The sequence below is a fragment of the Flagellimonas myxillae genome, assembly GCF_023502235.1.
Taxonomy (GTDB): Bacteria; Bacteroidota; Bacteroidia; order Flavobacteriales; family Flavobacteriaceae; genus Flagellimonas; species Flagellimonas myxillae.
Genome location: NZ_JAMFLY010000003.1, coordinates 552,589 through 575,003, shown reverse-complemented (window position 1 = coordinate 575,003; position 22,415 = coordinate 552,589). Strand labels below are relative to the sequence as shown.

General features: G+C 42.9%; 19 protein-coding genes. 13 read left to right on the top strand and 6 right to left on the bottom strand.

Annotation, left to right across the window (positions count from 1 at the left end; all coding sequences use genetic code 11):
- Positions 1 to 112: 112 nt before the first annotated feature.
- Complete coding sequence (locus M3P07_RS15230) at positions 113 to 2,206, bottom strand: putative porin (protein ID WP_249970788.1); 2,094 nt, start codon at positions 2,204 to 2,206, stop codon at positions 113 to 115.
- A gap of 141 nt (positions 2,207 to 2,347) precedes the next feature.
- Between M3P07_RS15230 and M3P07_RS15225 the strand changes: the two genes are divergently transcribed.
- The 4 genes from M3P07_RS15225 (at position 2,348) to M3P07_RS15210 (ending at position 7,577) form a co-directional block, all read left to right on the top strand.
- On the top strand, positions 2,348 to 2,944 hold the full coding sequence (locus tag M3P07_RS15225; RefSeq protein ID WP_249970787.1) for a ribonuclease HII: 597 nt from the start codon (positions 2,348 to 2,350) through the stop codon (positions 2,942 to 2,944).
- A gap of 28 nt (positions 2,945 to 2,972) precedes the next feature.
- The gene (locus M3P07_RS15220; protein ID WP_249970786.1) at positions 2,973 to 5,429 is read left to right on the top strand and encodes a ribonuclease HII; all 2,457 of its coding nucleotides are present in this window, start codon (positions 2,973 to 2,975) and stop codon (positions 5,427 to 5,429) included.
- Positions 5,430 to 5,560: 131 nt separating this feature from the next.
- Complete coding sequence (locus M3P07_RS15215) at positions 5,561 to 6,892, top strand: OmpA family protein (RefSeq protein WP_249970785.1); 1,332 nt, start codon at positions 5,561 to 5,563, stop codon at positions 6,890 to 6,892.
- A gap of 1 nt (position 6,893) precedes the next feature.
- The gene (locus M3P07_RS15210) at positions 6,894 to 7,577 is read left to right on the top strand and encodes a TapB family protein (protein WP_249970784.1); all 684 of its coding nucleotides are present in this window, start codon (positions 6,894 to 6,896) and stop codon (positions 7,575 to 7,577) included.
- 37 nt (positions 7,578 to 7,614) lie between these two features.
- On the opposite strand, the gene lipB is transcribed toward M3P07_RS15210, so the two are convergent.
- From lipB to M3P07_RS15195, 3 genes are read right to left on the bottom strand one after another with little or no spacing between them, the layout of a single operon-like run.
- Positions 7,615 to 8,331 carry a lipoyl(octanoyl) transferase LipB gene (gene lipB, locus M3P07_RS15205; RefSeq protein ID WP_249970783.1) on the bottom strand — a complete coding sequence of 239 codons (717 nt, stop codon included), beginning with the start codon at positions 8,329 to 8,331 and terminating at the stop codon, positions 7,615 to 7,617.
- 32 nt (positions 8,332 to 8,363) lie between these two features.
- On the bottom strand, positions 8,364 to 9,104 hold the full coding sequence (locus M3P07_RS15200; protein WP_249970782.1) for a hypothetical protein: 741 nt from the start codon (positions 9,102 to 9,104) through the stop codon (positions 8,364 to 8,366).
- 10 nt (positions 9,105 to 9,114) lie between these two features.
- Entirely contained in the window at positions 9,115 to 9,270 is a 156-nt protein-coding gene (locus M3P07_RS15195) for a YqaE/Pmp3 family membrane protein (RefSeq protein WP_106143045.1), read from the bottom strand.
- Positions 9,271 to 9,361: 91 nt separating this feature from the next.
- Between M3P07_RS15195 and M3P07_RS15190 the strand changes: the two genes are divergently transcribed.
- The 6 genes from M3P07_RS15190 (at position 9,362) to M3P07_RS15165 (ending at position 17,129) form a co-directional block, all read left to right on the top strand.
- Positions 9,362 to 10,411: a response regulator transcription factor gene (locus M3P07_RS15190; RefSeq protein WP_249970781.1), complete on the top strand. Its 1,050-nt coding sequence runs from the start codon at positions 9,362 to 9,364 to the stop codon at positions 10,409 to 10,411.
- A 97-nt stretch (positions 10,412 to 10,508) separates the two neighbouring features.
- Positions 10,509 to 11,066 carry a thioredoxin family protein gene (locus tag M3P07_RS15185; protein ID WP_249970780.1) on the top strand — a complete coding sequence of 186 codons (558 nt, stop codon included), beginning with the start codon at positions 10,509 to 10,511 and terminating at the stop codon, positions 11,064 to 11,066.
- Between the two features lie 49 nt (positions 11,067 to 11,115).
- Entirely contained in the window at positions 11,116 to 12,807 is a 1,692-nt protein-coding gene (lysS, locus tag M3P07_RS15180; protein WP_249970779.1) for a lysine--tRNA ligase, read from the top strand.
- A 130-nt stretch (positions 12,808 to 12,937) separates the two neighbouring features.
- Positions 12,938 to 14,788 carry a 3-oxoacyl-[acyl-carrier-protein] synthase III C-terminal domain-containing protein gene (locus M3P07_RS15175; RefSeq protein ID WP_249970778.1) on the top strand — a complete coding sequence of 617 codons (1,851 nt, stop codon included), beginning with the start codon at positions 12,938 to 12,940 and terminating at the stop codon, positions 14,786 to 14,788.
- A 7-nt stretch (positions 14,789 to 14,795) separates the two neighbouring features.
- Positions 14,796 to 15,692, top strand: coding sequence for a DUF6999 family protein (locus tag M3P07_RS15170; protein ID WP_249970777.1), 897 nt, complete (start codon positions 14,796 to 14,798; stop codon positions 15,690 to 15,692).
- Between the two features lie 6 nt (positions 15,693 to 15,698).
- A complete protein-coding gene (locus tag M3P07_RS15165; RefSeq protein WP_249970776.1) occupies positions 15,699 to 17,129 on the top strand; it encodes an SLC13 family permease in 1,431 nt (476 codons plus the stop codon).
- 68 nt (positions 17,130 to 17,197) lie between these two features.
- Here the strand turns inward: M3P07_RS15165 and M3P07_RS15160 are convergent, their stop codons facing one another.
- Positions 17,198 to 17,503: a hypothetical protein gene (locus M3P07_RS15160; protein WP_249970775.1), complete on the bottom strand. Its 306-nt coding sequence runs from the start codon at positions 17,501 to 17,503 to the stop codon at positions 17,198 to 17,200.
- A 341-nt stretch (positions 17,504 to 17,844) separates the two neighbouring features.
- Positions 17,845 to 18,579 (bottom strand): hypothetical protein, encoded by a 735-nt coding sequence (locus M3P07_RS15155; protein WP_249970774.1) that lies wholly within the window; start codon positions 18,577 to 18,579, stop codon positions 17,845 to 17,847.
- Between the two features lie 268 nt (positions 18,580 to 18,847).
- Between M3P07_RS15155 and M3P07_RS15150 the strand changes: the two genes are divergently transcribed.
- From M3P07_RS15150 to M3P07_RS15140, 3 genes are all read left to right on the top strand, one after another.
- Positions 18,848 to 21,346, top strand: coding sequence for a zinc-dependent metalloprotease (locus tag M3P07_RS15150; RefSeq protein ID WP_249970773.1), 2,499 nt, complete (start codon positions 18,848 to 18,850; stop codon positions 21,344 to 21,346).
- Between the two features lie 172 nt (positions 21,347 to 21,518).
- A complete protein-coding gene (locus M3P07_RS15145) occupies positions 21,519 to 21,707 on the top strand; it encodes a hypothetical protein (RefSeq protein ID WP_249970772.1) in 189 nt (62 codons plus the stop codon).
- 105 nt (positions 21,708 to 21,812) lie between these two features.
- A complete protein-coding gene (locus M3P07_RS15140) occupies positions 21,813 to 22,256 on the top strand; it encodes a DUF4890 domain-containing protein (protein WP_249970771.1) in 444 nt (147 codons plus the stop codon).
- Positions 22,257 to 22,415: the final 159 nt, after the last annotated feature.

The window sequence follows — 22,415 nt, the reverse complement described above, 5'->3', positions numbered from 1 at the left end:
AGTAGGTTATTTTTTCTCAGCAAATAGTTTTGGCTATATTTTTTTCAAAAAAAATGAAGCCCTTGTAACATGCTGTTTTTCAGCTATAAATTATTTGGGGATTATGATAATTTTAAGAAAAGAAATTCCACACCAATCCAAAGCGGATAACAAAATCCCTATACGGGTAATTTGGAGCTGAGTAATAGTTGGGTTCGGAAGTAAATAGGGTATTAAAATGTTCCGCTTTAAGATAAACCCTTGTTTGCCTGATCTTTGCATTAATAAAGAAATCCAACAAAGGATACGCACCAAATTCTTCGTTATTCTGAATATAAAACTCTCCCAAGAGCGGATTGTACGCATTCATATTATAAGAGGTAAAGTACTTTGCAGTAACCCCCGTCTGTAAAAACATGGCCTTTTTAAATACTTCTTTGGAAAAATACAAGGTATTCCTGGTCAACAGCTGTGGAACATTGATCACCTGATTGTCCTGGGTGACCTCTTGGTAGAGCACCGTGTTCGCCAATGCCCATCTTCGCCACTTGAACTCCTTGAAATACTTTACACGCAAGTGGTTGATTGTGGACGCTTCCTGAAAAGGTCTAACAAATGCTGTTTCCTGACCGGCATCAATCTCCTCCTGGGTGGCAGTGGATTGAAAATAGGTATAATTGTCAATGGCACTATACTCGGCCATCAAATGCCCCAGAAGCTTTGAGTCCAAACTAAAGCTAATATTCTGTACCTGCTGTTTTTCAAAGGTTTCGGTATTTTGCCAATTGTAATTCCGGTAATCGCTCTGATACAACAAATAATTGAAATCAGGCATTCGGGAGGATGCATGAATGCCCCCTGAAATCCTGTTGTTGTCATTTATTCGATAGTCCACCTGGGCATTGAATGCATTGCCCGCCAATTCCCCGGACAGGTTGTAATTAAGGTCACCCCTCAAACTAAGTCGGCCAAAGTTCTTGAGATAGTTCCCTCCTATACTTATCTCCTTACCTTTTAATTTATTTTGGATAATGCCATCATCTGTTTCCAAAATGCTATTGAAAAAGTAATTATAACTGAACAAGCTTGCCGTTCCCGTAAGTCGTCCAAGAATTCGATTGGAAAACTCCGCCGATACTCTATTAAACATCGTTTTCAATCTCGCCCGGTCCGCTATGGGTTCCACAAAAGGTTCTGCTCCGAAAGCATTGTTTTGTGCAGACTGTGTAAAGTCGTAAAACTTTGTCTCGTAGGTAAACTCATGGCCCAGTGTCAAACTCGTCGGCAATCCCTTGGTCGAATCCTTTTTTACGTTGAACAGTTTCCAACGATGATCCAAATAATAGCGCTTGCCCAAAATTCTATTGTTGGCATTGGTAAATTGGACATCTATTCGGGACCGATCGGTAAATTCGTCAGTTTCAGGATTTTCAAATTGCTCCCTTAACAGCAAACCGCCATTTTCCTCCGATTCCAAATCCTGGGCAGTTATATGGCTTCGTAAAGCGTAGGTGTTCTTTTTATTTACATAACTGAAGGTAGTCCGGAAATTTCCTGATTGGGTCTGATCAAATCGATATTTCCCCAAAGATCGAAACCCTTTGTAGGCAATGGACGCACTAAATTGTTTTGAAAGATTGAATGCCAGCACGGCATCCAACAACTGCCCCTGCTCCAAGGTAGTCTTAAACATAAGTTCCGTCATGGGAGTGGGTACATGGTAATAATTAATGTCCTCCACCTCCATATAATTGGAATTTCGAGCGGTCGCTCCCAATCGCGGGTAGTACGATCTGTTCGAAAACACCCTGCCCAGTTCGTTATAAGGGCGACCAATGTTCTCGAAGGGCATTACTTCAAAATCATCTTTTCGCAAAAAGTTGTACTTATATTCTTTTTGGATGGTAAGGGTGGTATCCAAATAAGTAGTGTCCCTGGAATACGAAATAATCTTGTAATCCTCTATGGAAACAGAGTCTATAGGCACAATCTCGTTAGGGGGTCTTCTAAGTCTAGGTCTTTTAAACTTGACGGAATCCTTAGTCTTTACTGAATCCTTGGTCTTAATAGGTTGCTTTAGCTTCAAGGAATCCACGTGTTGGACCGGAGGTATGGAGTCTTGGCCCACAAGAACGGAATCTATCTTTTTAGGGGGCGGGATGGAATCCTGCTGGGCGAACAAGGTTAGGTTCAATAAAAAGAATAGGGCAAAAAATATAAATCGCATTCCTTACTATTGGTCAGGCAAAGGTATACGTTTTGTTTCTAAAGAAATGTGAAAGTTTGAATCTGCCCGATCTAAAGTTTCAGGTTTACGGTTTTCTTCTTAGATTTCAACCCAAACCTTAGTTATTCTTGCCTTTAGAACATGTTAAAAAAGTGGTATAAGTTTACGGACGAAGCAGGTACGGACGAAGCAGGCAGAGGATGCCTCGCCGGACCGGTAACCGCTGGCGCTATAATACTACCCGAAGATTTCCATAACGAAGTATTGAACGATTCCAAGCAACTCACCGAGCTAAAACGGGAACATTTAAGACCCCTTCTTGAAGACCATGCCGTTTGTTATTCGGTGTGCCATGTATTTGAACAGGAAATAGACAGCATCAACATTCTTAACGCTTCCATCCTGGCCATGCATCGAGCATTGGACGGACTTGAGACCACCCCCAGCCTTATCCTAGTGGATGGAAATCGATTCAAACCTTACAAAAATGTTGCCTACGAATGCATCATTAAAGGCGACGGCAAATTCATGAGCATTGCCGCGGCTTCGGTTTTGGCAAAAACCTACAGAGATGAATACATGGCCCAAATTCACGAAGAGTACCCCATGTACAACTGGAAAAAAAACAAGGGATATCCCACCAAAGAGCATAGGGAGGCCATAAAAAAATACGGGATTACCAAATACCACAGAAAAAGCTTCAGACAACTTCCGGAACAGTTGACACTGGATTTCTAAAATCCTAAATTTGTTGCAAATCCTGAAAATGAAATGTAAGGCACTGCTCCTAGTTTGTATATTCTTTATTTGTTGTAAACCCGAGGTGCAGTCCACAGATTCCCTACTGGACCACCTGTTGCCCAGTTCTAGCTTGATTGTCAAGATCAATAACCTATCCAACTTTAAAAGCGAACTGAAGAACAGTGCATTTCTTGAAAAAATCCAAAACCTTGGAATTTATCAGGATTTAGAGGGTAAACTAAATGGATTGGACCACTTGGACTCGGAAGCATCCTGTCTTTTGGCGTTTTATGAGGTGGGAAAGAACAACCACGAGTTTATAATGACCTTGGAAAAAGGGGCCACGACTTTTAATGCCGATAGTATACCAAACCGGACGGTGGAGAACTTGACCTACCAAAACAAAAACATTACAAAATATACCTTGGGAGATCAGGAAGTGTACAGTGCTATAGTTGATGATGCCCTACATCTTACTTCGTCACAAATACTCATGGAAAATATGCTTAGAAGCCCAAAGGCCAATGCAGGTGATGAAACCCTAAAACGCCTTTACAATACTTCCACACCCGCAAAGACAGCAACACTTTTCTTTAATATGGACGAACCTTCGTCCCTGCCCTCCTCACAAATTAAGGAAAGTGAGAACCGACTTCAAGCCTTTTCGGACTGGTTGAGCTTGGATTTTGAGGCCAATTCGGACCACTTGAGTCTCAGCGGGGTGACCCTGGCTTCCGATTCTACCAAGAATTTTATCAACCTATTTAAAGGGACGCATTCGTTAGCACACAGAACTCCCCAGTATGCCCCTCAAAATACCCAAGCCCTGATCGCCTATACATTTGATGATTACTCCGTATTTGCCGAAAACCAAAATGTTTATTTAGACAGGGTCAAACCCGTGGATTCCCTATTCAAGACCGTAGAGGAACTTGGGGTGATCCATGTAAACAATGAAAAGGTCGTGCTACTTAATGCCTATGGAGCAGAAAGCATTTCCACTTTCTTGGAAAGCGATAAAACGGGTAGTACAACATATCAGGGCAATGAAATTATTTCATTAAAAACCAACACCCTTTTAACGGATGGGTTTGACCCATTACTTACGGATTTCAAGTCTAATTTTTGCAGTATTCTGGAGGACACCTTTGTTTTTTCAGAGAACCGCGAGGAGCTTCAGACCTTGTTGAGCAATTATAAAAGCCGATCTACTTTTGACCAAACCACAGTTTTCCAGACAGCGGCCGGTACTTTGGCGAGCGAATCGAGCATTCTTTTTGTTTCCACCGCTTCCGGCATTCGATATTTTGCCGATGAGGACCTAGTGTCCACACTGAGCAATAATCTTAAGCCCTCCGATTTAAAGGATCATGCATTTGCGGCGCAATTCGTATCCGACAACGGGTTCTCCCATGCCAACATGACCATTTCAAAAATTGCCAAAAGTTCCAGCTCAAAATCAGTGACCCCATTGTTCACATTGGAACTGGACACTGATTTGGCCATAGACCCACAATTCGTAAAAAACCATCGGACCAACAAGCAAGAAGTCGTGGTACAAGACCAGAACAATGTGCTGCACCTAATTTCCACAGATGGAAAGATTCTATGGAAAAAGCAACTGGAAGGCAGGGTCCAAGGTCGTATACAGCAGGTGGACATCTATAAAAATGGTCGATTGCAACTGGCGTTTTGTACCAACAACCAGTTCTTGATCATTGATAGAAATGGAGAAGACGTACCTCCTTTTACGAAAACATTTGAAGGAGGCAATCTCAACCCTTTGGCCGTATTTGATTACGAAGGTCGAAAGGATTACCGATTTGTAATCACGCAAGGAGAAAGAGTTTACATGTATAATAACCGAGGAAACATTGTGGACGGATTTACCTATACCCGAGCCCAAAGCCCCATATTGTCAGCACCTAAACACTTTAGGGTTTCCAACAAGGATTTTTTGGTATTTGAACTGGAGGATAAAACCCTGAAAATTTTGCATAGATCAGGGGGTGACCGTATTAAGGTGGCAGAAAAAATAGACTTTTCCGGAAATGGGGTATTCCTCTATAAAGACAAGTTTTCAGTTACCAATAAAAAGGGAGTTCTGCATCAAATTGATATTCGGGGCAAGCTTTCCAGCACCAATTTTAACCTGGGGCAAGACCATGGCATGTTTACTACCAGCAAGACCCTGGTTTTTATGGACGATAACGTACTGAGCATAAAAGGAAAAAAAGTTGAACTGGACCTTGGGGTATATACCCAACCAAAAATATTCTATATCTACGACAAGATTTATGTAAGTGTCACGGATATCCAAAACCAGAAAATCTATCTGTTTGACAGTCAAGCCAAACCCATTCCCAACTTTCCCGTCTTCGGCAATTCCCTTATCGATATGGTGGATATTGAAAACGACAGAAAGCTTGAGCTGGTAGCCAAGGACCAAGAGAACTCCATCATTGTCTACCGCATTAATTAAGGACCCCATTATTGCAGCTTATACAATAGTTTAAACAGAACACACAAATTGCCCGTACCCGGGGTAATTTCTTTTGTAGTTTACGATAGAATCTTTTACCTTAAAGAGCACACTATCAAAACACTATAGAAATGAAAACCTCATCCCCAGGCAAAGTCCTCTTGGGCTTTGCCCTCGTATTTGGCTTTTGTCTTAACGGCAATGCGCAATTGTTAAAAAAACTCGGCAAACGTGCCGAAAGAGCGGCGGAACGAACCATCGAACGTCGCGTTGAAAAAGAAACTGCAGAAAAAACAGATCAGGCCTTGGATAGTATACTCGAGCCTGGTTCCAAAGGAAAGCAACAAACCCCAAGGACCCCCCAACCCAATGATGGAGGCCAAGGCAACCAGGGAAACCAAACCGATGGGCCACCAAATTCGGGTACGCCCGCACCTTCTGGCCCTAAAACCATTCAGGTATATAGCAAGTTTGATTATGTTCCAGGTGACAAACAAATGTTCTTCGATGATTTTAGCTATGATTTTATAGGAGATTTTCCATCCAAATGGAACACAAATGCAGGTGGCGAATTGGTCACCCTAGGGGATTCTCCCCAGAAATGGTTGGAACTCAAATCTGGTTATAACATATATTATATTCCCGATGTCCCGCAACTTCCAGAAGAATACACCATCGAATTTGATTTGGCTGCCGTGGGCCTGGACCGAAAGACCTCCTCTACGGCAAAAGTGGCCATTACCTTGAGTGACGATGCACAATTTAAACCTGGCACCAATAATGCCTATGCCGAGATTCCATTTTGCCAATACGCAGCCATAGGGGTTACTGTGCAAAATAATATCAATGGGAGAAGGGAAATTCGAAGTACAGTAAAGGCAGATTTAAGGGACGTAGTTCTGAATAACCCCCATATTTCCATAGCGGTAAACAAACTACGGTTTAGATTATGGGTAAACGAGGTAAAATATATCGACGTCCCCAGATTGGTGGCGCCAGGCGCGGTTATTCATACCGTAAAATTTCTGGCCAACGGTTTTCAGGATGGAAAGGAAAAAGTTTTCATTACCAATCTTAAGGTAGCCGAAGGGGGAGTGGATTTAAGAAGAAAACTCATTTCAGAAGGAAAAATATCCACCAACGGTATTTTATTCGATTCCGGTTCTGCCAATATCCAACCGCAGTCCATGGGAATCATTAGACAAATTTCCCAAGTGCTGATGCAAGAAGGATCTATGAATCTCAAAATTGTAGGTCACACGGATTCCGATGGGTCGGATGAGAGTAACCTTCAACTGTCCAAAGATCGTGCAGAAGCAGTTAAAAACGCCTTGGTCAACGTATATGGCATTGGCGCGGACCGACTTGTTTCCGAAGGAAAAGGGGAATCCGAACCTGTGGGAGACAATACTACCACAGATGGTAAAGCCCAAAATAGACGTGTAGAATTTATAAGACAGTAAGATGAAAAAGTTTTTAACCGCTCTATTGGTCCTGGGGCTTGCAGCCAATCAATCGCTTAAGGCACAAACCGATTGCAGTACATACTACCCGATATCCGACGGTGCCAAGTTTGAAATCTCCCTGTATAGCAACAAAATGAAAAAAGAGGGAAAAGTGGTGTACGCTGTCAAAAACGATGATGGGGACAAAGTGCTCTACACCATGGAAATGTTTGACAAAAAAGACAAATCCCTTGGAGAATCCACTTACGGGATGCAATGCGAGGACGATGGAGTTTCCATAGACTTTAAATCCCTTATGAACTCTGGTATGACAAGGCAGTATGGAGATATGGAAGTTGATATAACAGGAAATAACATTTATCTGCCCAACAACCTTTCCGTAAACGATGTGCTCCCAGACGCTTCCATGGAACTAAGTGTGACCGGAGCTCCCATTGCCATGAAAACCACCATAAATATGGTGGACAGAACCGTGATCGGGGAGGAGGAGATTACCACACCGGCGGGTACCTTTAAATGTGTAATCCTTACCTACACCACGGAGATTAAAATGGGAATCAAAAGTCAAGGATATACCAAACAGTGGCTGGCCAAAAATGTTGGTATGGTCAAGACCGAGGATTACAATAAAAAAGGTGGAAAATTAAGAAGTATTAGCTTGCTTACTTCCTATGAGCAGTAATTAGCTTGCAACCAACCAGAAAACTAGACCGAGGTCCCTACGCCTCGGTTTTTTGATGGATGAGCTCAGCTTCAAAAAGCTTGGCAAAGTGATGCAGTAATTTCTCCTTTACCTCGTCCATATCAACTTCCTTCCTGCCCAACTCCACATTCAAAGAGGTCACCGATTTACCCCTAATGCCACACGGGATCATCAAATCGAAATATCCCAAATTGGCGTTTACGTTTAGTGCAAAACCGTGCATGGTTACCCAACGGCTGGCTCGCACGCCCATAGCGCATATTTTTCGCGCAAAAGGTGTTCCCACATCCAGCCAAACACCTGTCTCACCTTCGGAACGTTCCGCCTTAAGGCCGTACTCGGCCAAGGTAAGTATCACCATTTCCTCGAGGAACCTAAGATATTTATGGATATCAGTAAAAAAATTGTCCAAATCCAAAATGGGGTAGCCCACAATTTGGCCAGGGCCATGATAGGTAATGTCCCCACCCCTATTTATTTTGTAGAAAGTGGCATTGTTCTCCTTAAGCTGGGCTTCGTTCACCAACAAATTGTCTATGTCCCCGCTTTTCCCCAGGGTATACACATGGGGGTGTTCCACAAAAAGAAAATGGTTGAGGGTTTCCTCAAAACCTTCGGTTCGCCGGTTCTTAATTTTCAGGTCAACTATCTGCTTAAAAAGCAGCTCCTGATAATCCCAGGTTTCCTTATAGTCCTTAAGGCCTAAATCTTGCAGGGCAACTTTTTTGTTCATCCTGCAAAGATACGAAGTGGGAATGGAGTACCCTATTTTTCCAACTCTACCTCCAAGTCCAAGGTAGATGGATCTTTCATCAAATCCATAAACCCTACTTCGTAGTAAAGGGTCTTGCCATCGGCACTAAAGGTGGCCCCCTCAACGCTGGCGGATTTTACCCTACGCGGAAAGTGGTATTTAAGCGTATAGGTGGAACCAGATAAGAACATTTCGGCGCCTTGCATACTGTCCAAACTCTGTTGAAAAAGCGCCTCGTCCAGAATTTTGGATTTTCTGGTGAACGTATTTTTCCTAAAGGAGTAGGTGACTTCCGTAGTAGGCTCCTGGGATGCCATACCTCCTTGTTGCTCCTCCCCGCCGTTTGGCCCAAAAGAGCTAGCGCCTTGGAACGCATTAAAGGCATCATTGACTTCCTCAACTTTTTTGAACTCGCTAAAAAGGTCAAATTTCATCACCTTTTCCTCAGGGTTCATCACCATGTGCATATTAAACGGCTCCAAACGTTTCAATTTGGCCTGTTCCTCAGGCGGTAATTGCGCGATACTATCCTTTTTTTCTATCAAGAAGTCTTTGAAGGAGATTAGGGAATCTACAGGTTTTTCGTTGCTCTTCACCATCTCTTCCCCGGCCATTTCCATTATTTCGGACCCGTCAAAGTTTATGGAAAGCTTGCCAGTGCCATCCTCATTCAGGAAGATTTCTTCGGTAAAATTGCATGAGGAGACAAGGGCAACTGCCATTGCACAAGCCCAAATATGGATTTTTTTCATCTGATTGGTTTTAATTCGTGTTGTTGAGAATGACCAATGCCCCTATTACGCCGGGCACCCATCCGCAGAGCGTTAAAAGTAACACAATAACAAAAGAACCACAACCTTTTCCGATGACCGACAAAGGTGGAAAAAGAATGGCCAATAAAACACGCCAGAAACTCATAGAATATTTATTTGATTGATGACATTTATAGGTTGCCCAAAGCTGTAATTTGTTACACAAAACCCTTACTTTTATTTCGATACAGTAAGCTATGCGAATTCTAACGGCCTTATTCTTTTTCCTGACCAGCTCCCTATCCATGGCGCAATACCATTTTTATGGCCAGGTCGCACAGGAAAACCATGGCAAGTCCGTTTATCTTTCGCTAGTTGAGGATTACCGTAAATCATCTCGGATATACTTGGAACAAATTATCCGAAAATCCAAGGTGGATTCTTTGGGGGCATTTAGCTTTGAGGGCGACAATCTTTTGGAAACAAACCGGGTGTACCGCATCCATTTGGACACCTGTTCCGAGGAAAACAACACCCAGCATTTTTTAGGACAATGCAATAGCAGTCAGAGTGTGCTTTTCATTGCAAATAACAAAGACACTGTTCAATTCCCCACCTCATTTGGGGACCAAGTGCTTTGCACCATAACCTCGACCAATCCAAATTCTTCCCTTTTGTTGGATATAGCGGAGTTGAAAGAAGAAATGATCTTCGATTTTATGGATTTTAGGAGTACCGCCAACCAAAGGTTGAATTCAGAAAAATGGTTTGGTAGACTACAGGCCTTTGGCCAAGAATCCGAAGAGCCGCTTTCCGAGCTATTTATCTATGATTTTTTATCTGATAGACGTAACGAAACCTATGCCCACTATCTGAAAGACGTTTCGACCAATGGGTACTACACCCAACTTTTGAATCGACTTAAGAACACTTATCCAAATACTGCTTTTACCCAACAATTTGAAGCCGAAATCAATGCCGACCAACAGTTGGCAAACTTTGGTTCTTCCCGTGATTGGAATTGGAACCAACTTCTAGGATTGTTCTTGCTGCTTTCTCTCGGACTTAATCTATTTCTGTTGGTTCGACAAAAATCCAAGGGCAAAAAAATGAAGGAAGAACTGCTTCAGAAGTTAACCCCACAGGAGCAAAAAATTGTACAGCATATCCTTGAGGACAAGAGCAACAAAGAAATTGCCTCGGACTTGTTCATCAGCCATAGTACCATTAAAACGCACATCAACAACCTCTATAAAAAATTGGAGGTGACTTCCCGCCAAGAAATAGTTTCCCTGTTCAAAAATTAAAAATCAACCCAGGGTCTAGACCCGATTTCCATCCCTTTTAAAACAAATTCAGGATTGATTTGGTCCATTTTCGGAACAAATTTTAAACCTGAAAATCATGAAACGTATTTTTTTGACCTTCCTATTATTAGGTTCTGGCCTGATGCATGCCCAGACCGTCAATCAAGAAATTGAACAGGAAAACGGTAAAACCTTTTTGTTGGGAAAAATCAACTTGGAGGGCTTGCAAAGCGAACCGTATAACAGTTGGTTTTCTTCAAACTACAGTTCCTATGCGGTAGACGAAACCTTGGTGAAAGTATTTAAACCTGCCCTAGATGGATATCACGTTAAATTGTTCCTAGGCACTTGGTGTGGGGACAGTAAACGGGAGGTTCCAAGATTTCTAAAAATCCTCGAGGCCGCCAATTTCCCCATGGAGAACTTGGACATTGTGGCTCTTGACCGAAGGAGCGGTAAGGTGAAGACCAGCCCTACGGGAGAAGAACGGGGTTTGAACATCATTAGGGTACCCACCATGCTCTTTTATAAAAACGGCAAGGAAGTGAACCGAATCGTGGAAAGTCCCATTGAAACTTTGGAGGAGGACATGGCACAAATCCTAAACGGGCAGTCCTATACACCCAATTATGCCACAATAAGCAAGACGAAGTAAGGAATTAAAGCGCAAAAGTGTAATTTTGCGCTTTAATTTTTTATAGACTATGCAGCTATCGGAACAGGAAGTCGTTCGAAGGGAAAAATTAGCAAAGCTTCGGGAGTTGGGAATCAATCCCTATCCGGCGGCGTTATATCCAGTTGATGCCACTTCAATAAGCATCAAAAACGATTTTGAGGAAGGGAAACAGGTGGTGGTTTCCGGTAGATTGATGTCGCGCCGAATCCAGGGCAAGGCATCATTTGCGGAACTTCAGGATAGCGAAGGTCGAATCCAAGTGTATTTCAACCGGGATGAAATTTGCCCTGGGGATGACAAGACCCATTACAACGAAGTCTATAAAAAATTGTTGGATATTGGGGATATCATCGGGATTGAAGGGGAACTATTTACCACCCAGGTCGGTGAAAAAACGGTGATGGTGAAGAACTTTAGCCTGTTGAGCAAGGCACTTCGCCCCTTGCCTCTACCCAAAGTAGATGCTGATGGAAAGGTTTACGATGAGTTCAACGACCCTGAATTGCGCTATCGCCAACGCTATGTGGATTTGGTGGTGAATCCGGCAGTAAAGGAAACTTTTATCAAGCGGACCAAGATCACCAACAGTATCCGGGAGTTTTATAACGAAAGGGGATATTTGGAAGTGGAAACCCCCATTTTGCAACCCATTCCTGGTGGGGCGGCAGCGCGTCCGTTTTTAACCCATCACAATGCACTGAACATTCCTTTATACCTGCGAATTGCCAACGAACTTTATCTGAAAAGGTTGATCGTGGGTGGTTTCGACGGGGTCTATGAATTTTCTAAGGATTTTAGGAACGAGGGAATGGACCGTACCCATAATCCAGAGTTTACCGTAATGGAACTCTATGTAGCCTACAAAGACTACAACTGGATGATGGACACCACGGAGCAACTTTTGGAAAAAATCGCCATGGATGCCAATGGAAGTACGAAAGTCAAGGTGGGCGATCACAAGATCGAATTCAAGGCACCCTATGCCCGTGTTCCCATTTTGGAAGCCATTAAAATTCATACCGGGTACGATGTTGCAGGGATGAATGAGGAACAACTCCGGGAGGTTGCCCAAAAATTGGACATTGAAGTGGACGAGACCATGGGCGTTGGAAAACTTATCGATGAGATTTTCGGGGAAAAGTGTGAGCATCATTATATACAACCCACTTTTATTACGGACTATCCAAAGGAAATGAGCCCCCTGACCAAGGAGCACAGGAGCAATCCGGCACTAACGGAACGCTTTGAGCTAATGGTCAATGGAAAAGAATTGGCCAATGCCTATTCGGAGTTGAACGATCCCATCGACCAACGTGAGCGATTTGAAGAGCAATTGCGACTCTCCGAGAAAGGAGACGACGAAGCCATGTTCATTGACCAAGATTTTCTACGTGCATTGGAATATGGCATGCCACCTACATCCGGAATCGGAATTGGAATAGATCGCCTGGTAATGTTAATGACCAACAACTCATCCATCCAGGAAGTGTTGTTCTTCCCGCAAATGCGACCTGAGAAAAAACAGGTCGAACTTTCTGAGGAGGAAAAAACTATCATGGAAATCCTAAAGCCTGAAGGAGAAATGCCCTTGGCAGACCTAAAGGCAAAAGCTGGCCTTAGCGGAAAAAAATGGGACAAAAGTACCAAGAGCTTGGCCAAACATGGCCTGTTCAAGGTTGAAAAAACGGAGGAAGGGCTTTTTGCCAAAGTGGTATCCTAGGTTCGCCTATTCCCCAGCATTATTACTTTTTCTAAAGACTCAAAAGAGCGGCTCGTACATTTCATACATTTTTGAAGCTATATGTTTTGGCAATAATCCTATCTTGTCATGACATATTCTTTCATATTTCATGAGCGAGGTTTATATCAATGCTTTAGGCGCTTTCTTGCCCAACAAGGCCATTTCCAACGATGAAATGGAAGACTATTTGGGGCGTATCCAAGGGAAATCCAGTAGGGTCAGGTCCAAGATCTTGGAGCAAAACGGAATCAAAAAGCGATTTTATGCCCTGGACAAGGCACAGGTGAGCACACACACCAATGCCGAATTGGCTGCCCTTGCCGCTAAGAATGCCTTGGAAAAAAGTGGGGTCATGCCCAAAGACCTAGAGATGATCGCTGTGGGCACCACCCAAGGTGATCTCCCTGTTCCCGGTTTCGCAAGTTTGGTGCATGCCGAACTCGGGAACCCGGACTGTGAATTGGCCAATTTTCAAAGCGTTTGCGCCAGCGGGATGATGGCCGTTAAAAGTGCATTTACCCAAATAAAGGCCAAAGAAAAAAACAATGCGCTCTGTGTTGGGAGTGAATTTGCAAGTCGCTTGTTCAAAGCATCCAGATTTGAAAGCCAAGGGGCAAAATCCCTCCCTTTTGATACCGAGTTTTTGCGATGGATGTTGTCTGATGGTGCCGGGGCAATGGTCTTGGAAAACAGACCCAATTCCAAAGGGCTTTCCCTTAAGATTGAATGGATCGATATTAAATCGCATGCCCATGAAAACCCTTTGTGCATGTATGTGGGCGCTTCGGATAAAACCAACGGAAAAGTGCAAGGTTGGCTTGATTTTCCAGATTACGAATCGGCATCAGCGGCGGGCGCCATCAATTTGAAGCAGAACACACGACTTTTGGACAAGGTAATCGCGGTTGGTGTTTCCCATTATTTTAGTCTGATAGACCAAGGTAAAATGCGTACGGAGGACATAGATTGGCTATGCTGCCACTATTCTTCACAGTTCTTTAAAAAACCCATTATGGAACTGTTGGAAAAGGGTGGAGCCAACATTCCAGAGGACAAATGGTTCAGCAACCTCACCACTAAGGGAAATACCGGGGCGGCGTCCATTTTTATTATGCTGGAGGAACTTATGTATTCCGGTAAGCTCAAAAAAGGGGATACCGTTATTTGCATGGTTCCGGAAAGTGGCCGGTTTATCACCGCTTTTATGAAATTGAAGGTGGTGGGTTCTGAGGCAGAGCGTGCGCATAAATATCCGATTCGAAAGGTAGAAGCTCCAGAGCTGCGAGTGGAGAGCAATCCCACATCCGAATGGCTGGTACGGCAATTGACCCAAATTTGGGTTGATTTCGAGAACAAACTTTTGGAAATACCCATAGTGCAGCAAATCCATCAAGGCACTTTGAGTCTTGAAAACTACAAGCTTTTATTACTCGATTTGAGACAGCAGGTAATCGATGGTTCGCAGTGGATATCAAGGGCAGCATCGAATATTGATATAGAACTTTTTGAATTGCGTTCGGCATTTATTAGGCATACAGCCACCGAGCACAAAGACTATCAATTGCTCGAAAAGAACTTTGCGGCCCTAGGAGAACCCTTAGAACGCATTCAAAGTGGGGAAAAGAACGTTGGCAGCGTCGCCTTGTCCTCTTATATGTTTCAGAGGGCCAGTAAACCTAACCCCATAGACCTGCTTGGTGCCATGTTTATTATTGAGGGGATTGGCAAGAGACTTGCGGGATATTGGGGAAATCTGATACAAGACCAACTGCAGTTGGAAGACGATCAGGTCTCATTTTTAACATATCATGGGGTAGCCGATGAAAATCATTTTCATAGATTGGAGGAGGCTTTGAACCATCCTTTGATGAATAGGGAACTTGCCGGGCAAATCGCCAAAACGGCAAAAACCACTGCTTTGCTTTATCATTTGCAGCTAAAGGAACTGGGAAATTATTGAGGGCACAATGGAAGAGGAATTCGACATAAAAAATCACGATACCAGGGACCCCAATCCTTGGTTGGCCATGTATTTGGACAGTAGCATCCCCATTAACACCAAGACCAAACAGGCATTGATGCGGGACAATAGTAGCAGGTCTACCCGTTACCTGCTACCATTCATTAAGCTATGGTCCAAGGTTTCCATGTTTTTCATCCATATTTTAAAGTTCTTTTTTCCAAAACTGTTCGACTCTTCCAAAGCGTTGCATAGAATCTTGGCCTGGGGACTACGAAATTTTGTTAGCCCAGACGCCAATCTTCTGATTTTTCGTCATTTTCACGCCGGCAGCGAGATTTTGGAATTTATCGCCAAAAATGTTCCGGATGTGCAGGTTACCACAAGTCCTCTAAAACCTTATGACTTTGATGGTATCAAGGATGATCTTTTTCTAAAGCACGATCTTAATCTTTACAATTTTGTGATCAAACTTAATGGGGAGCTTAAGGAAAAAGGGGCTACCATCGAAAAGCAAAGAAACCTGAACTTGGAGATGATATCCGAAAATCAGTTCAACCACATAAATTTCCCTACCAGGTGGACCAATATTTTGGACCTTAGGTCGGCCATTGAGCTGTTTACCCCATTTTACCAGTTGTTCCTTACCGCCAACGATTTTGTACGGGCGTCAAACTCGCTCCAACTTGATGAAACCATCGCTATTTATACCACCCAGATATTGGGAACCCCAGGACACCTTGGCTTGGTCAATAACAAGCATCCCATGGTACCCACATCCACCTATACTGCAGCATATAGACTAGTACTTCATGGTTTGGCAACGGAGACGCTACACGAAATTTTGGTGAATATCAAATTGAATAGGTCCAAAGATGGTATAATGACCCCTAAAACTGCTTGAAGCTAAATGGAATTCAGTAAAAAACTAGGTCTTATTTTGGGACCAATAGCATTTTTTATAGCAACCAACCTCCCAATCGTTCTTGTGTCGGAAAAAGGAGATCCGGTAATCGCCGTGGCGATCTGGATGCTGATATGGTGGATCACCGAAGCGGTTTCCATTTCCGTGACCGCCTTGTTACCCCTATTACTATTTCCGATACTCAAAGTTTTACCCATCGCAGAGGTGGGGGCCAACTATGGCAGTCCCATAGTCTTCTTGTTTTTTGGGGGATTTGTGATGGCCCTGGCGTTGGAAAAGGTAAATCTGCATAAACGAATAGCGTTGAACATCATTCGTCTTACCGGAACAACACCCAACAAAGTGGTCTTGGGTTTTATGATCGCTACAGGCGCTTTGAGCATGTGGATCAGTAATACGGCTAGTACGGTAGTGATGCTGCCCATTGCCCTTTCCGTAATTAATTTATTGATCAACGATGAAGATGGATTTACCAAAAACGATAGAAATTTTGCCTTGAGTGTAATGCTCGGAATCGCTTTTTCCGCCAATGCAGGTGGGATAGCCACTGTTATTGGAACACCTCCCAATTCTGTGCTGATCGGACTCTTGGAAAATGAATACAACACGGAAATCTCTTTTTTGAAATGGATGACCTTGGGGCTTCCGTTTTCCATCCTCATGATTGGAATCTGCTATGTGGTCCTGGTCAAATGGATGTATCCCAATAGGGATTTACAGTTTAATGCATCCAAAGAAGTGATTCAGAAAGAGCTGGAAAAATTGGGTCCTACCTCGGGTAAGGAGAAGTTGGTTTTGGTCATTTTTGCGGTTACCGTTTTCCTTTGGATATTCAGGACCTTGATCAATGGGATATTCCCGAATCTTGGGCTGTCGGATACCATGATCAGTATTTTTGCGGCCATTGCCCTTTTCGCTGTTCCCTACAACCTCAAAAATGGGGATTTTATCATTCAATGGAAGGATACTTCCAAACTGGCTTGGGGCATATTAATCCTTTTCGGAGGAGGATTGGCTTTGGCAAAGGGAATGTCTTCCAGTGGTATTGTTGATCTCGTGGCCAATGCCATTGCCAGCAGTGAAATCAGTATTTTGCTCACTGCCTCGCTATTGATTGCCCTTATGTTGTTTATGACCGAATTGATGAGCAATGTGGCCTTGGTAGCCGTCCTGGCCCCCGTGGTGGCTGGTATTGCCATTGGACTGGATATCCCCATCCTGTATTTACTGATTCCGGTGACCATTGCCAGTAGTTGTGCTTTTATGCTTCCTATGGCCACTCCCCCGAATGCCATTGTTTTTGCAAGTGGTTATGTAAAGGTTCCGCAAATGGCTCGTGTTGGGGTAATTCTGAATTTGATCGCAGTAGGGTTGTTGATCCTCGTCTTCCAATTTGTAGTGCCTGTTTTGTTTTAAAAAAAAAGCCCCTCCAAACCGAGGGGCCCAAACAAACTAACTAACTCAAAATAAGTATAAAACTAACTTTACTGTATATACGGATCAAAACCTTCTGGTAGATATCCGGAGGTGTCAAAACCTAAATTCACCTCATCATTTTCTTCCATATAGTTAATGGCTTCCAGAGAGAACTTTACCTCGTATGGGTTAAAACTATCTGGGAGATAGGACGCGGTGTCAAAACCCGGGACCAATTCATTTTCTTCCTCAAGGAAAACCAATGTATTAAGATCAAAATGCTCGATGGGAGCACTCGTTTTTTTATTGTTGTTGGCCGCTGCGAATATGGTGGTAACAGCGATCAGTATCACTAGTATATTTCTAATTTTCATAACTGCCGTTTTTTAAATTTAAGACAAAGATATAACCACCAATTGTGAAGATTATTACAATTAGAATTTCGTTAACGTAAGGGTAAAATTGGGCAAATAATGGAGTTGTCAATCGTAGTATTTCACAATTATCAACCCAGTGATCCAAGCACCAAAAATTTGTAGGATTGGCAGTGTTAAAGGGTGATTTTTATCAAATACACTTTATCGATTTTTGTGTTATTTTTTTGTTAACTCGTTTTAAATCAGTCGATTTAGGCGTCAAAAATTAAAAAGCCCCCAAAAAGGGGGCTTTAAAACTAACTAACTCAAAAATTTGTAAAATGAAAATTACATCCTACCTAATCAACCCTAGAATAGGGGTCAAAGTTTGCTGGGAGATACTTTGAAGTATCAAAGCCCAAGTTTATTTCTTCATCTTCCATGTAGTTGATGGAAGCTACTTCCAAAACCTCAGAGTAAGGATCAAATCCTTCTGGCAAGCTATGTACAAAACCAGTGCCTAATTCCCACTCATTTTCGGCTTCTATATAAGGAATCGAATTTAAATCGATATATGGTTCGTAAGGTGAAAAACCTTCTGGTAGATAATCCTTAGTGTCAAAACCAAGATCTAGGTCTTCTTCCTCCATATAATTGATCGAATGTACGTCCACTACCTCGGAGTACGGGTTAAACCCTTCCGGTAAATAGGAGCTGGAATCAAAATCCAATTGCCATTCAGTTTCGTTTTCAATATATATAAGGGAATTCAAATCAAAATAGTTTTTATAAGGATCAAAGTCCTTGGGAAGATAGTCCGAGGTATCAAACCCAAGATCAACTTCCAGGTCTTCCTCCAAAAATTCTATTTCGTTCAGATTCAGTTCTGAGGTTTCCTCGTTCCACATTTCGTAAAACCTAAAAGCTCCCTCATTAAAATCGCCACCAATTTGAAGTAGCGTTACATTGTTCTCAAACGTACTGACCTGTTTGGTGTGTGTTTCCACAACAGCATCGGTAGTACTTTGCTGGTCGTTTGCTACGGCGGAACCACTTAAAAGGACACAACCGTAAATCATTAATAATTTGTTCATTTTTGATTGAATTTTTTGATTGATGATGTATGCCTATAAGACTACCCTAATTGTAAATTGTTACAGCTTTTTGGTTTTTTTTGGCAAAAACCAATTCTCCCTCAGCCCAGTTATAAGTAGGGATTCAAGCTGAACTATCAGTAAAATTGAGCGCTCCCAAAGGTTGATGCATTTTTGCGAAAAATTCAGAGTTAGTAATTATTTAACAGTCTGTTTTCACGTTTTTTAGGTTCTTTGATGCCATTGAGAATACCAAACTGACAATGAAATGATCCAAAAACTACTTCCCAAGGTCTTATTGGCCATTATGCTAATAGGTTTTGTGGGCCAAACAAACGCCCAACTTTTCAAAAAGAAAAAGAAAAACACTGAACAAAAAGCCAACGAAAAGCCCAAAAAAGGTGACATTCAACCCTATGACAAGGTCATTACCAAAGAGGCCAAGACGGATGACGGGCTTTTTCAAGTGCACCAAGTAGACGACAAACATTATTACGAAATTCCAGACTCGCTATTGAACAGGGAAATGCTCATGGTAAGTAGAATTTCCAAAACGGCTTCTGGAATTGGCTTTGGCGGGGGTAAAATCAACACCCAAGTGTTGCGTTGGGAGAAAAAACACAAGAAAATATTGCTAAGGGTAGTATCCTACGGTAATGTAGCTGCGGATTCCCTACCTATCCACGAAGCAGTGGTCAATTCCAATTTTGAGCCGGTACTTTTTGCTTTCGACATTAAAGCATTCAATAAAAAAGACTCGCTGAATCCAGCTACCGTGATTGAGGTCAACCCACTATTTTCAAAAGATGTGAATGCGATTGGATTGCCATCACATTATCGAAAGCAATATAAGGTAAGTAGATTGGATGGAGAACGAAGCTATATAGAATCGGTAAAGAGTTATCCGCTGAATGTGGAGGCCAGACATGTAAAAACCTATGTCGCCAATGAACCTCCCAGCAATCAAACTCTAGGGTCCATTTCCGTGGAAATCAACAACTCCATGATCCTATTGCCCAAAGAACCCATGAAAAGAAGGTACTTTGATGAGCGAGTAGGGTGGTTTGCCAGAGGGCAGGTAGATTATGGATTGGATGCACAAGAAAGTAAAACGGTTCGCTATTTGGATCGTTGGCGTCTTGAAGTTAAAGATGAAGATATTGAAAAATACAAGGCCGGGGAACTGGTAGAACCCAAGAAACCCATCATATATTATGTAGACCGGGCAACGCCCAAAAAGTGGGTTCCCTTTATCAAAAAAGGAATAGAAGATTGGCAAGTGGCCTTCGAAGCGGCCGGTTTTAAAAATGCCATCCTTGCCAAAGACCCTCCATCCCTGGAAGAAGACCCAGAATGGTCTCCTGAGGATGTTCGCTATTCTGTGGTGCGGTATTTAGCCTCTCCGATACCGAATGCCAATGGACCCCATGTTAGCGACCCCCGAAGTGGAGAGATTTTGGAATCAGACATTAATTGGTACCACAACGTGATGTCGTTGCTACGGAATTGGTTCTTCGTGCAAACAGCCGCCATTAATCCAGAGGCCCAAGGCGTGGCTTTTAAGGATGAGATCATGGGACGCTTAATTCGGTTTGTTTCTGCCCACGAGGTAGGACATACCTTGGGCCTCCCGCACAATATGGGAAGTAGCGTGGCCTATCCCGTGGATTCGCTGCGTTCAGCATCGTTTACCAAAAAATATGGTACGGCTCCTTCCATCATGGATTATGCTAGGTTTAACTATGTGGCCCAACCTGGAGATGACGGTGTCGCCTTGATGCCCAACATCGGTGTTTATGATAAATATGCTATACGATGGGGTTACAAACCCATTCTTGGCACATCAGCAAAAGATGAAAAACCAATTTTGAACCAATGGATCAGAGCACATGAGAATGACCCCATGTACCGCTTTGGCCATCAACAGGTCGGAGACATCCATGATCCCAGCTCGCAAACCGAGGATTTGGGAGATGATGCAATCAAAGCTGGTCTGTATGGAATAGAGAATTTGAAACGTATAGTTCCGAACTTGGCCCAGTGGACAACGGAAGTTGGCAAAAACTACGATGATCTTGAAACCCTATACGGTCAAGTTGTTGCACAGTACCGCCGCTACATGGGTCATGTGGCCAATAACATAGGTGGCGTATACGAGCATTACAAAACGGCTGACCAAGAAGGAGCGGTCTATACCCATGTGGACAAGTCGCATCAAGAAAATTGCATGGCCTTCTTACAGGAGCAACTCTTTAAGACTCCCACCTGGCTTCTGGATCAAGAAATTTTCAACAAGGTTCAATATTCCGGTTCCGTGGAAAATATCCGCTCTACCCAGGTGCGCTATCTAAATACCCTTCTCCATCTTGGAAAAATGGCACGTCTGATTGAGAACGAAACCATCAATGGCAAAAATGCTTATGGCCTTCTGGACATGATGGAAGACCTACGAAGGGGGCTTTGGTCCGAAACTCGAAACGGCAAGGCGATTGACACATACAGGCGAAACCTTCAGAAAGCGCATATTGATCGTTTGGAGTACCTAATGACAGCCCCAAACCAGAACAAACTTTCTGATTTCGGAGGTTATCGCAAATCGACCGTGGTAAATACCAGTCAGTCGGATATCCGTTCGGTGGCCCGGGCAGAGCTCAACAATCTCAAAAGGGATATTAGAAGTGGGCTCTCTAGAATTACGGACCGTATGAGCAGGTATCATCTACAGGATGCCTTGGAGCGAATTGACTTGATTTTAGATCCCAAATAGTCTTCTTTTTGTAGGAAACACAGTTTTGTAGGATTGGATTGGGGCAAACCATGCATTTTATCGATTATACCATGCATTTTGTCCCATACACATCTAAAAAGGTTAACTTCACAACATATCGCGAAGATTGGCGATAGGTTTGCCTATTTTAGTAATCCCAAATCCTAAGATCATGACCTACAAAATCAAAAGTCTTATTTATTTTATCTGTTTCTTGACCGCATCGTCTATCTATTATGTGGTGGAGCAACACGAAGAGTTCCAACAACAATTACGCGCCAAGGAACTGGTAAAAACAGAATTTGAGGACAATTTGGAGGACGAGGACACCGTCGAGGAAATGCATGTGGTCCAAAAGTAGATTCCGCTACAACACCAATTCATAAAAGCTTATTAAAAATAGATTTGGTTTTAAACCATTTGGGCCATGCTTTGTCCAAATTCCAAATCATTAAAATTTAAGCATATGAAAAGATTAGTAATGGCAATGCTCCTATTGACCAGCATTGGAGTTGCCGCCCAAGGAAATGTAAATAGGAAGGGACGTGGATTTAAGGCAGATTTGACATCGGAGCAAATGGCTACACTCCACACCAAAAAACTGACATTGGCCCTTGATCTCACGGAAGGTCAACAAGAACGGATAATGGAAATTAACTTGGCCCAAGCAGAGCGATTAACGGCCAAACGTGAAGAACTTAAGGCCAAAAAAGAGCAAGGCGAGCTTAAAAGGCCGACAGCCGATGAGCGGTTCGAGATTGAAAATGCACGCTTGGATCGGCAAATTGCCCATCATCAGGAAATGAAGGAAATATTGACCGATGATCAATACCAGACCTGGAAAAAACTTAAGCTTAGAAAAAGAATGAACGGCAAAAAGAAAATGCAGGAGAAGGGAAGAAGAGGATAGTGTTTTTTGTTGATTTTAGGAGCCCCGTCACGCCATGGACGGGGTTTCTTTTTTTATAGCATCGCCATTCAAGCACCTATTTGGTTATATGAATAAACCATTTTAACATTTTGTACCGTATATCTTTTAACACCCATTTGGGCTGTCTTCACTTTAAAA